The organism is Nitrosomonas communis, from assembly GCF_024102715.1.
Lineage (GTDB): Bacteria > Pseudomonadota > Gammaproteobacteria > Burkholderiales > Nitrosomonadaceae > Nitrosomonas > Nitrosomonas communis_B.
In genome coordinates this window covers 15,861-28,266 of record NZ_JAGFJM010000080.1, presented here as the reverse complement: position 1 = coordinate 28,266, position 12,406 = coordinate 15,861, and the positions used below count along the sequence as shown (strand labels likewise).

At 50.5% G+C, this 12,406-nt stretch carries 12 protein-coding genes; 6 read left to right on the top strand and 6 right to left on the bottom strand.

Annotated elements, in window-relative coordinates; all coding sequences use genetic code 11:
* The first annotated feature begins 11 nt into the window (after positions 1–11).
* The 3 genes from J5I83_RS07595 to J5I83_RS07585 are packed head-to-tail and all read left to right on the top strand — an operon-like array spanning position 12 to position 4,016.
* Positions 12–209 carry a type II toxin-antitoxin system VapB family antitoxin gene (locus tag J5I83_RS07595; RefSeq protein ID WP_304054650.1) on the top strand — a complete coding sequence of 66 codons (198 nt, stop codon included), beginning with the start codon at positions 12–14 and terminating at the stop codon, positions 207–209.
* A complete protein-coding gene (locus tag J5I83_RS07590; RefSeq protein ID WP_304054627.1) occupies positions 206–574 on the top strand; it encodes a type II toxin-antitoxin system VapC family toxin in 369 nt (122 codons plus the stop codon). Before J5I83_RS07595 ends, J5I83_RS07590 begins: the two co-directional genes overlap by 4 nt.
* Positions 575–599: 25 nt before the next feature.
* Positions 600–4,016, top strand: a complete 3,417-nt coding sequence (locus J5I83_RS07585) for a type I restriction endonuclease subunit R (RefSeq protein WP_304054625.1) — start codon at positions 600–602, stop codon at positions 4,014–4,016.
* A 170-nt stretch (positions 4,017–4,186) separates the two neighbouring features.
* Here the strand turns inward: J5I83_RS07585 and J5I83_RS07580 are convergent, their stop codons facing one another.
* A complete protein-coding gene (locus J5I83_RS07580) occupies positions 4,187–4,654 on the bottom strand; it encodes a bacterioferritin (RefSeq protein WP_304054623.1) in 468 nt (155 codons plus the stop codon).
* A gap of 56 nt (positions 4,655–4,710) precedes the next feature.
* The gene (locus J5I83_RS07575; protein WP_304054620.1) at positions 4,711–5,313 is read right to left on the bottom strand and encodes a peroxiredoxin; all 603 of its coding nucleotides are present in this window, start codon (positions 5,311–5,313) and stop codon (positions 4,711–4,713) included.
* 331 nt (positions 5,314–5,644) lie between these two features.
* On the opposite strand from J5I83_RS07575, the gene J5I83_RS07570 reads away from it, so the two are divergent.
* Positions 5,645–5,977 carry an SMR family transporter gene (locus tag J5I83_RS07570; RefSeq protein WP_304054618.1) on the top strand — a complete coding sequence of 111 codons (333 nt, stop codon included), beginning with the start codon at positions 5,645–5,647 and terminating at the stop codon, positions 5,975–5,977.
* A 17-nt stretch (positions 5,978–5,994) separates the two neighbouring features.
* Here J5I83_RS07570 and J5I83_RS07565 read toward each other — a convergent pair whose 3' ends face one another.
* The 4 genes from J5I83_RS07565 to J5I83_RS07550 all read right to left on the bottom strand — a co-directional run bounded on the left by J5I83_RS07565 (position 5,995) and on the right by J5I83_RS07550 (position 10,090).
* Complete coding sequence (locus J5I83_RS07565; protein WP_304054617.1) at positions 5,995–7,131, bottom strand: pyridoxal-dependent decarboxylase; 1,137 nt, start codon at positions 7,129–7,131, stop codon at positions 5,995–5,997.
* Positions 7,061–7,402, bottom strand: coding sequence for a hypothetical protein (locus tag J5I83_RS07560; RefSeq protein ID WP_304054615.1), 342 nt, complete (start codon positions 7,400–7,402; stop codon positions 7,061–7,063). The genes J5I83_RS07565 and J5I83_RS07560 overlap by 71 nt, the downstream gene beginning before the upstream one ends.
* A 126-nt stretch (positions 7,403–7,528) precedes the next feature.
* Positions 7,529–9,421 carry an SLC13 family permease gene (locus J5I83_RS07555; RefSeq protein WP_304054613.1) on the bottom strand — a complete coding sequence of 631 codons (1,893 nt, stop codon included), beginning with the start codon at positions 9,419–9,421 and terminating at the stop codon, positions 7,529–7,531.
* Positions 9,422–9,571: 150 nt separating this feature from the next.
* Positions 9,572–10,090 carry a DUF2780 domain-containing protein gene (locus tag J5I83_RS07550; RefSeq protein WP_304054612.1) on the bottom strand — a complete coding sequence of 173 codons (519 nt, stop codon included), beginning with the start codon at positions 10,088–10,090 and terminating at the stop codon, positions 9,572–9,574.
* Between the two features lie 410 nt (positions 10,091–10,500).
* Here J5I83_RS07550 and J5I83_RS07545 point away from each other — a divergent pair, with 410 nt between their 5' ends.
* Positions 10,501–11,040 (top strand): THUMP domain-containing protein, encoded by a 540-nt coding sequence (locus tag J5I83_RS07545; protein ID WP_304054611.1) that lies wholly within the window; start codon positions 10,501–10,503, stop codon positions 11,038–11,040.
* 151 nt (positions 11,041–11,191) lie between these two features.
* Entirely contained in the window at positions 11,192–12,403 is a 1,212-nt protein-coding gene (locus J5I83_RS07540) for a CapA family protein (protein WP_304054610.1), read from the top strand.
* Positions 12,404–12,406 lie beyond the last annotated feature (3 nt).

Here is a 12,406-nt window from a genome sequence, read left to right as displayed (position 1 = left end):
AAATATTGGCTATGCGTACAACGCTGAATATTGATGACGACTTGCTGATGGAGGCGCAGCGTATCACCGGCGTGACTGAGAAGGCCGCCCTGGTAAGAGAAGGATTGCGCGCCTTGATTGAGCGCGAGAGCGCCCGACGACTGGCCAAACTTGGTGGTTCGGAGCCGCAGCTGGTGCCGATATCCCGACGGCAAGCCGATTCTGTATGATTTTGGTGGATAGTTCGGTATGGGTCGATCACCTGCGAAGCGGGGATGCAGAACTTGTCGTGCTGCTTAATTCCTTACAGGTGCTGATCCATCCCTTTGTACTGGGTGAGCTGGCTTGTGGCAACTTAAAACAGCGTGCAGAGGTGCTTTCCCTGTTGAAAGACATGCCTAGTATCAAGGTGGCTACCGACGATGAAGTGCTGTACTTCATCGAGCGCCATGCTTTGATGGGCAAGGGTATCGGCTATGTGGACGCCCATTTGCTGGCTGCCGTGGTGCTGGCTGATGGCGTTCAGCTTTGGACGCGCGACAAGCGGCTGTGCGGGGTAGCCGAATCGCTGGCGCTGGCCTATAGCAAAATATAGCAAAGCGTGAACCCCTAAACAGATCATGGCTTATACCGAAGACACGCTGGTGCAGCAGACCACCGCCGACTATTTGGCACAGCAGCTCGGTTGGCAATCAGTGTATACCCATAATCATGAGGATTTCGGGCCGGACAGCCTGCTGGGCCGCGCTTCCGAACGCGAGGTGGTGCTGACGCGCCCGCTGCGCGCTAGGCTGATGACATTGAATCCGGGCCTGCCGGATGCAGCCTATGACGATGCCGTGCGGCAGATTAACGCTACCCTAGCCTCACAAACTTTGGTAGCGACCAATCGCGAGAAGTATGAACAACTCCGCGACGGCGTACAGGTCTCCTTTCGCAATCGACAAGGCGAACTGGAACGGCAGCGGCTACGGGTGCTGGATTTCGATCATCCCGATAACAACGAATTTCTTTGTGTGCGCGAGCTGTGGGTGAAGGGGGATCTCTACCGGCGGCGGGCGGACATCATCGGTTTCGTCAACGGCTTGCCGCTGCTGTTCATCGAGTGCAAAAACATTCATCGCAACCTGAGAACCGCCTTTGAGCAGAATTTTTCTGATTACCGCGACACCGTGCCGCACCTGTTTCACCATAACGCCTTCGTCCTGTTCGGCAATGGCGCACAGGCCAGGATCGGCTCTATCACCAGCCGCTGGGAGCATTTCAGCGAATGGAAGCGCCTGGCCGAGGAGGTGCCCGGTGCGGTGGATATGGAAACACTGCTCAAGGGCGTATGCGACCGCCGTAACCTGCTCGATCTGGTGGAAAATTTCATTCTGTTCGATGAATCTGCGGGTGAGCCCAGAAAGATCCTTGCCCGCAACCATCAATTTCTTGGTGTCAACCGTGCTATCGCGGCGGTAGCTCGGCGCTACCGAGCCGCGACCCTCACCCAGCCTCTCCCATCGGGAGAGGGGCAACAAGTAATGAGCAACTCAAGGCTTCAATCCCCTTCGCCCTCGGGGAGAGGGGTTGGGGGTGAGGGAGGGACGACAGATAGCTTAAGTCGTCTAGGTGTCTTCTGGCACACCCAGGGTTCAGGCAAGAGCTATTCGATGGTGATGTTCACGCGCAAGGTGCACCGCAAGCTGGGCGGCAACTTCACTTTTCTGATACTGACCGACCGTGATGATCTCGATAGCCAGATTTACAAGACCTTTGCCCACTGCGGCGTGGTGGATCATGACCGTGAACCCTGCCGGGCTGCCAGCGGCCAGCACCTGAATGAATTGCTGAGCCAGCACAAGACTCACATTTTTTCACTGATACAAAAATTCACATCGCTAAAAGCGACGCCCTCACCCGTCCTGCAGCCACCCTCTCCCAATGGGAGAGGGGTTGGGGGTGAGGGTCGCGAAATGGCTATTTCACTTCGCGATGATATCATCGTCATCACCGACGAGGCGCACCGCACCCAATATGGCACGCTGGCGCTCAACCTGCGCAATGCCTTACCTCATGCGAGTTACCTCGGCTTTACCGGCACACCGCTGTTCAAGGATGACGAAATCACGCGTCGGGTATTCGGCGAATATGTTTCCACCTATGACTTCCAGCGCGCGGTAGATGACCGCGCTACGGTGCCACTCTATTACGATGCGCGTGGGGAGAAGCTGGGGGTGGCAATTGGTGACCTCAATGAACGCATTGCGGAAAAGCTGGAGCAATTAGAGACCGATGATATCGATGTCGAACAGCGGCTGGAGAAAGAGCTCAAGCGCGATTATCACATCATCACTGCGGGCAAGCGTCTCGATCAGGTCGCCAGGGATTTCGTGCAGCATTACTCAACTGCATGGGAGACCGGCAAGGCGATGCTGGTGTGCATCGACAAGGTGACGTGCGTGCGCATGCATCGCTTGATTGCGTTTTACTGGCAAGAACGCATTCGCGAGCTGGAGAAGGAGCTGGCAGCGGTCAGCGACGATCAGGACGAACTATTCCGTCAACGTCAGCTCGACTGGATGCGCGAAACCCGCATGGCAGTGGTGGTGAGTGAAGAACAAGGTGAAGTGGACAAGTTTCGCAGATGGGGGTTGGACATTATTCCGCACCGTAAACTGATGAAGGAAGGCATCGATCTGCCCGCAGCGATGCGCATGAAGCCTGAGTACCGTCACCTGCAAAACATGGCATTGGATGACGCTTTCAAGGCAGAAGAGCACCCGCTGCGTGTGGCCATCGTCTGCGCCATGTGGCTGACCGGTTTTGATGTGCCGAGCCTGTCCACGCTTTACCTCGACAAACCGCTCAAGGCGCACACCCTGATGCAGGCCATCGCCCGTGCCAATCGCGTGCATGAAGGCAAGAACAACGGCCTGATCGTGGATTACTGCGGTATCCTCAAGCATCTGCGCCAGGCGCTTGCGACCTTTGCCGGCACGCAGTCTGAAGGCGATAACAGCGAAACCGATCCGGCCCGTCCTAACGAGGAATTGCTGGCGGATCTGGCTGAAGCGATTTCCCTGGTACGCGCATTCCTCGCAGACCGCCGTGCATCATTGGAGAACGTCATGCACCAGACCGGCTTTGCCCAGAACGCCGCGATCATGGCTTGCAAGGAAGCTGTCAACGAAAACGACGAAAGCCGCAAGCGCTTTGAAGTGATGTGCCGTGAAGTGTTCAAGAAGTTCAAGGCCTGTATCAATATCTCAGGAGCAAATACGCACCGGCCCGAGCGGGATGCGATCAATATCGTCTACAGGAGCCTGCAGCAGGATCGCGAGCAGGCAGATATTGCCGATATCATCCGGCAATTGCATTCGGTGGTGGAGGATGCAATAGCAGTTAAACCGAAGAGTGGCAAATACAATCCATCCCCGTTCGATATCAGCAAGATCGATTTTGAACGACTGCGCAAGGAGTTTGCGCGCAGCCCCAGAAAAAACACCACCGTACAGAACCTGCGTGAGGCTGTGGAGCAGCGATTACAACGTCTCTTGCTGCAAAATCCACTGCGCACCGACTTCCAACAGCACTACGAACACATCGTTTCCGAATACAATCGGGAGAAAGACCGACTAACGATTGAAAAAACCTTCGAGACCTTGTTCAAATTCGCTCAAGAGCTTGACGAGGAAGCGCAGCATGCAGTGCGTGAAGGGCTGGACGAAGAATCCCTCGCGATTTTTGATCTGCTCAGAAAACCAGATCTCAAACCGGCAGAGATCAAGCGTATCAAGCTGGTCGCGGTACAGTTGCTCGAAAAGCTGAAGGCAGAAAAGCTGCGAGTAGATCATTGGCGTGATAAGGAAGCCACCCGCGACGCGGTGCGGGTAACCATTCGGGATTATCTTTGGGATGAGCGCACAGGACTGCCGGTAGAAGCCTTTGCAGAAGAGGATGTGGAGGAAAAGGCGATGGAAGTGTTCCGGCACATTTACCGGGTTTACCCGACCTTGCCTTCACCCTATTTTAGTGCGCAATCAGGAGTGTGATGGCATCAGTATATTCACAGATGGCCAATAAAAACCTTATGCAAGAAAACCTTCATCAGTAAAATTTACAAATCCTTGACTGATACAGGCATGACCTCGACGCGATTCTGCCGCTACAGCACTCCAGCAAATTTCATCGAGATCATGCCTTTCATGCTAACAAATTGTATTTACTTCCCTTCTTCACAGGGTTGACGCAGCATTTTCCTGACCGCATCGGCATGCATCTCCTCCGCTACAATCTGGCCGCGTGCATAATCTTCCAGCACTACTGATTTACCCTGGGCTAACTCCAATAATTGGTAATAGATCTTGAGCGCCTCGTTTTCATATGCAAGCGACTCCCGCAGGATGTCGCCAACGGGAACCGAGCAGACTAAGTCGGTATCATGCACATGCGTCTCCAGCAATGGACCGATGGCAAGCGAGGGATGTCCTCCTAACAGGGTGACCAGCTCGCCTGCCTTTTGCGCATGCAACAATCCTTCCTGAGCTTGTTTATTTAACCATTCGACGATGGGTATGCGGTTATAGCCGTATACCATCAGAGCATAGTGGGTATAACGCACTACCCCAGCCAATTCGAATTCCATGATCTGATTCAATAATGCGACTGCTTTATCTTTATCTAGGTTCATGTGTTTCTCCTTTCAGCTTGGTTAGAAAGCCAGTGAAGCAGAGTTGTTCCAGCTCTTTACAATTTGTCTGCGTGGCTGCTGAGATATTCTGCCACCCCTTCCGGGCTTGCCTTCATGCCGGGTTGTCCGCTTTTCCAGCCAGCCGGGCATACTTCACCATGTTCCTCATGGAAACGCAGCGCGTCAACCATGCGCAGCATCTCGTCGACATCGCGTCCGAGTGGCAAATCATTAACCACCTGATGGCGCACGATACCCTGTCTGTCAATCAGGAATGAGCCGCGCAGCGCAACATGGTTAGGATGGGCCACGCCATAGGCATTCATTATTTCACCACCTAAATCAGCCACCAGCGTGATATCGATCGGGCCGAGCCCGCCTTTGGTGACAGGGGTGTTACGCCAGGCGTAGTGCGTGAATTGGGAATCGACTGAGATACCGATCACTTCCACATTGCGTTCGCGGAAATCCTTTGCCCGATGGGAGTGCGCAATGATTTCCGAGGGACAGACAAAGGTAAAATCCAGCGGATAAAAGAACAGCACTGCATACTTGTCGCGAATATGCGTATGAAGGTTGAAATTTTCATCGAAACTGCCATTAGGCAACACCGCAGGCTTAGTAAAATCAGGTGCAGGTCGTGTGACGAGTACAGACATAATGTCTCCTTTTTAGTTAGTAGATAAACCAAGTTTAACAATCAACATCTATGAAGTCAGTTTAATCAATCATCAAAACATTCTTCCTTCATTTCCGTAAAATTATACTCGTTATCATCATCACAAAAACAATCAACTCAAATTTCGTGATTGAATCCGGATTAGATTTAAGGCCATCTTACCAGCCCTTGATTTTAGATAGCGTCATGCTGCAGAAATACCATTAGCCACCGCACGGTGAAAGGATGTAGGCACAGGATAGTCCGGCAATTTGACTGGGTTTGACTTAATCAAGTAAAACTGTTTTCTCATTCTTATAGGAGTTACATCAATGCAGCAGTGGATTTTTCTCTCGATCGCTATCCTGAGCGAAGTGATTGCCACCTCATCCCTCAAGGCGGCTGAAGGATTTAGCCGCTTTTGGCCTTCGCTGATCGTCCTAGCCGGATATTTGCTGGCTTTTTACTTTCTATCGCTCACGCTTAAAACAATCCCCGTGGGCATAGCCTATGCTATCTGGTCAGGTGCAGGTGTTGTGCTCATTGCGCTGGCCGGTTGGCTTTTCCTGGGGCAATCGCTGGATATGCCGGCAATCATAGGCTTATTACTGATCGTTGCAGGGGTCATGGTCATCAATGTTTTTTCCAGAACGATCTCACACTAACCCAACAATCGGAAAAATCACACCTCATTTTTACCCAGATCAGTCAAAAATCGATCCAGGATTCCCTTGCTGGCATGCGGCATCACCACCACATGTGCACAAGGCGCTTGCTGCCCATCGATAGTCAATCCCATGGTCGCCAGGTTATAACGATTCACCACGGCATCGCTCGGTTTTCTGAAATAAATGATATTGGATTGGGGATTGACTCTCACAGGATGTAAATGGCCATAATGGGTCACCATCTCCTTTAGCAGATACGCTGCATTGTCCAGCATGGCCCTGGCATCAGCAGCCTGCTTTGTAAATGACGACGCTGAGCTAAAGAAATAAAACTCAGCCGGTTTTACCGCATCACGCGAACAGGTAATGGTGCCTGGCACTTGCAAAATATACTCAGATTCATGAACCTGACCAAACTGCGCGTGAAATGCCTCAAAATTTGTCCGGGGCGTGATGAACAAGCCTGCCGGTGAAGGAAATCCAAAAAATTTATGGCATGAGACGGCAATGGAATCGTAGCGCTTTACCTTTTTCCCCGTTCCCTGGTCGGGAATCTCATGCCAAAGATCACTGGCAAATGAGGTATGAGGCAGATAGCCACCGAACAATGCCGCATCCAGATGAAGATAAGAGGCTCGATTTTTAAGCTTTGCCTGAATGCCATCAATGGAATCAACTGCACCTTTGAAGGTGGTGCCTATCGTTGCCACCACCAAGGCTGGGTAATTGGAATTTGCATCCATTTGCCGTTCCAGATCATCGGTATCCATGCTGCCATCTTGATGAGTCGCTACCACTACCCATTCCAGATTCAGTAAATCCCTCAGAATCTGGATCGAATAATGCGCCTCCTGGGTGAAATAAATTTTAGGCATCACCCCTGTCTGGCTTTTAAGAAGGGTGCGGCCCATATACAGTCCGTGCATATTGCTGTCGGTACCGCTATTGGTAAGGAAGCCCCAGATATTGTCTGATGAAAAACCATACACCGTGCCAAACCGGTTTATCAGCTCTTTTTCAAATAAATGGCTGTTAAAAGGAATGTGGCTATGATGATAAGGATTGCCTACATTGTTAAAACTAAACTGATCCAGACCAACAGCAAATAGCTCCTGGCGCCAGGCGAAAAATTCCTCTGGTGGGGTAGTCATATTGATCGGATACCCCTATCATATTTTTCTGCTGCGGCAGCCCTTGCATACCTTCTAGTATTGCAGAAGAAGCCTGCTGTGGACGATTGAACAGGGATTGACCCAACATCGCCTGGGGTGAGCAAGTCGCTATCAGGGCAGTTGCACCACTCAGGCTAAGAAATTGCCGTCGACTCAATAACATTATTCTCATCTCCTCGCAAATAATATGTATCTTGGTCAAGGTAATTAGTAAGAGCAGTAAATGAGCAAGGAATTCAATTTTCAGCATCATAAATGCTTTATCTTGTTACCTTTTCTATACTTCTCACGCATAAATTGCCGCAATAGCAGCAAAAACCAACACCATCATACACAAACACAAACCTGATCATGATTACGTGCATATCTGTATTATTCACAATGGCCATACCCATAACAGCATAGGTATGCTCACCGCGAAGATCAGGAGTTCCAGTGGTCCACCCAGTCGCCAGTAATCACCGAATTGGAATCCGCCTGGACCAAGAATAAGGGTATTATTCTGATGGCCGATAGGCGTTAAAAAAGCGCAGGAAGCACCCACTGCCACCGCCATCAGAAATGTATCCGGATTAACGCCAAGCTGATTTGCCGTGCTAAGCGCAATAGGACACATTACTGCCGCAGTAGCGGTATTATTCATCAGATCGGAAAGTGTCATGGTCACAATCAAGATCAAACCAAGCGCGATCATTGCATTTTCTTGTGCCATGCTCGTTGCCAGCAAACCGCGTGCGATCAGGTCAGCAGTACCTGTGCTTTGCATGACACTCGCGACTGGTATCAGTGCCGCAAGCAATACAATAACTGGCCAGTCGATCACTTGATAAAGCGATCGCGATGGCACAGTATGAAAAATCATCGACACAAGCACTCCAAACGTAAAGGAAATTGCGGGTGGCAGCAAACCGAAAGCAGCAGTACCTACGGCTATCACCATAATCGCAGCAGAAACGATCGCCTTGCGTTTGTCAGGAATATGTAACTGCCTTTCTGCCAGAGGCACACAACCTGTGTTATCAGCAAATCCAGCAATAGCCTCAGGTGAACCTTGCAAAAGTAGCACATCTCCTGCCTTGAATCTGATCGCCCGCAAGCGTGCAATGGATCGCTGTCCTTTGCGCGATAAAGCAAGCAAATTGATCCCATAACGGGTGCGTAACAGGATGTCGCTGGGTGAACGGCCGACCAGATCGGATGCCGGCAAAATCGCAAGCTCCATTAGTACAATTTCATCCAAAGAAATGTCTTTTTTCTCTGCCAGGGAAGGCTCAGCTTTTGCATCATTTCCCTCCCCTGGGGGGATTACTTTTGCCTTTTTGCTATTTTCTCGTTCTGCTGGTGAAGACTCCTCGTTATCTTCTTTTTCTATCCCGGATTTTGCCTCTTCTAGCTCCAGACCAAGACTGGATAATACATTCGCAAGTGACCCTGCTTCAGCTTCAATGATCAGAATATCACCAGCATGTATGACTCGGCCTAAATACGGCACAGCCATGCGCACATCGTTGTGCACCAAACCAACAACCTGCGCATCTATTTCGTTAAGTATAGCCTCGATTTCACGCAGCCGCATACCTACAGCCTTGCTACCATCCTGCGCACGTGCCTCAGTGAGGTAAGCACTGGTATCGAAACCTTCACTACTTACCTGTTTGCGTATCGGCACCAGTCGCCAACCAAACAAAGAAATGAACAAGATTCCGATTACTGCAACCACAAATCCCACAGGAGTGAAGTCAAACATGGAGAAATTTCCCAAGCCTATTTCAGCGCGTACTCCCGAAACAATTAGATTAGGCGGTGTACCAATCAGGGTGATCATGCCGCCAAGAATAGAACTGAAGGCAAGCGGCATCAGCAATCGGCCAGGCGGCATCTCCAGACGCAGCGCAGTTTGCAGCGCTACCGGCATCAGCAAAGCCAGCGTGCCGACATTGTTCATAAATCCAGACAATATCGCCGCCAGGCTAATGAGCGAAACAATAGTCAAAGTGGGACCAGCCTTGGTTGGCAAAACAAACCGCGTCAACCAGTCAACCGCACCTGTGTTCTGAAGGGCATAACTCAATACCAGCACACACGCCACAGTAATGACAGCTGGATGGCTGAAGCCTGCGAATGTTTCCGCAATGGGCACTAGACCGGTTATCACACAAGCTAACAGGGCGCTAACCGCCACCATATCATGACGCCAGCGCCCCCAAAAAAACATAATCACAGTGGCACATAATATGCCGATGATCAGGACTTGCTCATTTGTTAGCATAGCTTTCCATCTGCATCAACTGCGCGCCACCAAATATCCTGCAAAAATTCATCCTAAAAAAATTCGTATAAAGAAGAAGCGAGTATCCACCCGACTCGCTTCAGTATGCTTATCAAGCCTGACAAGTTCTCCCTTTTTCATAGCGAAAAACTACATACCACCCATCAGTGCTGATTTAAGTGCGGCTGCAACGGTGCCGCCGCCACTGCCTTCAACGTACTGCACCATGATGGGTACGAATTTCTGTACCATCTCTGGCTTTAAGCCAATTTGCAGGAAAGTAGCTGCCATACCGCCACCCCCGAGAGGGCTTGCGGCAGGTGCAGCCGCCAATAAACCTTGCATCTCCGGAACTGAATTGCTCAGTGCTGTAAAATCACCGCTTGACATTCTGGATTTGGCTAGCTGAAACAGCGCCCCTGCCCCCCCTTCTGCTTGCGGCTGGGTTACACCTAATTGCTGCATCAATAACCCGGTCAATCCACTGCTAGAAGCCGCTGCTGGCACCGCTGTTGTGGCCGTTCCGCCACCTTCCAGCATCTGTGTGCCTTGTTGCAAGGTATCAGTTGCGCCTGAAAGATCGCCTAAATCAATCGCATGCACATGACTGCTCAGGAATAGCGCGATACTTAATGCAAAACTTACGTTTAACAATCTGATTGTTTTCATCACTTACACTCCTTCATGAAAAGAATTGTTGTTGACATGAAATCAGAATCTCATCAGTAAAATGAGACAGTGAGGTTAAACACCTTCCCCCGATTTCCATACCCTTGGGAAATTCATGGGAATAACTAGCTTATCACCGATCCTGTTAGTCTTTGCGACAAATATTCAGAATGACGCGCGCGTTTGGCATGGTGTCGATCATGTTCGAAAGACAGCTATTTGTTTCTCATCCTTTGCTTTGCCCGGAAAACGTTATCGGCCAACATCATGTATGCCCCTTCAACCTATGACATCGAAGTTTAGGAACCATCAGGACATACAGGCATTCCAATGATTGGGTGCCGAAGGACGGTGCCTTTCCATATAATCAAGCCAAACATTCATTACATACTGAGCGAAGGTGAATCATCATGAAAGACTGGAATGTTGTGGTCACTGTCGCAGAAAACCGCTTCAAGGACGGCTTTGCGCTGCTGTCGAATTATGGTCATGTCGACAAGACACCCTTTTATAATGTGCTGACCCTCAAGGTTGCGGATATCGAAACATTCCTCGAGTCTTTCCGGCAAGACATGCAAACAGATCCGGTTTATATGCATGTGTTCTGCCGCGTCATCCCCTGCACCCATGGCTTTTTTTTCCAAACAGTCGCAACATTCGAGGAAAAAGCCAAGCAGTGCATCCAGTCATTCTTGCCCCAATTGGCTCATCGCAGCTTTCATGTGCGCATGCATCGCCGTGGTTTCCATGGCACGATAAAAAGCCAGGATGAAGCTGGATTGCTTGGCGACTATCTGGATGAACAACTACGGTCACAAGGGGCAGCAGGTAAAGTCACCTTCGATGATCCTGATGTGATTCTGGATGTTGAAATCGTCGCGCAGCAGGCAGGTCTGTCACTATGGAGCCGTGATCAGCGCAAGCGTTATCCTTTTTTGAAACTGAATTGATTCAGCATGAGATGGCGGATCTTTTCAGTAAAATATTTACCAAGATGTCGCTCGGCCTGAGCCTGTCGAAGGTCAATGTCAGTTGCTTAGCAGTTCGAATCTCACTGCGAATAGCAGAGGTTTTACTGAAATGATCCACTAGCTAGCCCCAATGAAACGGCGAGATTTTCTGCTCCAATCATCAGCAACGCTGCTGGCGCTGGCAAGCGGTATGGAACAAGCTATGTCAACCACCAATCCTGAAGAACCTACAATGGAAACACCTATCACGCTGTTTTTGTGTGGCGATGTCATGACGGGCAGAGGAATCGATCAATTATTACCTCATCCAAGTGAGCCGCAACTGTATGAACCCTATATCCGCAATGCGCAACGCTATGTCGAGTTGGGCGAAGAAATCAATGGCACGATCGCCAAACCGGTCAGTTTCGATTACATCTGGGGCGATGCGCTGTCCAGGCTAGAACAAGCAGCGCCGGACGTGCGCATCATCAATTTAGAAACGAGCGTTACTGCGAGCAACAACTATTGGCCCTACAAAGGCATAAATTACCGCATGCATCCCAAAAATATCGCCTGCCTCACCGCCGCAAAAATAGATTGCTGTGTGCTGGCGAACAATCACATACTGGACTGGGGCTATGCCGGTTTGACAGAAACGCTGCACGCATTAACAAGCGCCGGCATCAAAACCGCGGGGGCCGGCGCGACCCTGCAGCAAGCGCAATCCCCAGCCATTCTGGATGCTCCGTCCAAAGGACGAGTCATTGTCATTGCCTGTGGCACAATATCCAGCGGCATTTCAAGCGAATGGGCTGCGCAGAGCAGAAAAGCGGGCGTCTACTTGTTAACCGATTTATCCCGCAGGATGGTTGATTACATCGCAACGATCGTGCATCAATCCAAGCGTCCTGGTGATGTTGCCGTGCTTTCCATCCACTGGGGCGGTAACTGGGGCTATGAGATTCCCCAGGAACACATCGAGCTTGCCCATATGCTGATCGACTCTGCCAGCGTGGACATCCTGCATGGCCATTCCTCCCACCATCCTCTTGGCCTGGAAGTGTATAAGGGAAAGCTCATCCTGTACGGCTGCGGTGATTTCCTGAATGATTATGAAGGTATCGGCGGCCATGAATATTATCGTGGCGATTTATCCCTGATGTATTTTGCCAGTATCGCGCCTGCTACCGGCAAACTGGCTGGACTGGAAATGGCGCCAATGCAAATCAAACGCTTTAAATTGAACCGTGCCTCACAAGATGATGCAAGCTGGCTGCAACATACCCTAAACGAACAGAGCCGCAGATTTAATTGCCATATTGAACTCACCTCAGATCAGATGCTGAAGGCAGTATACTAGGCT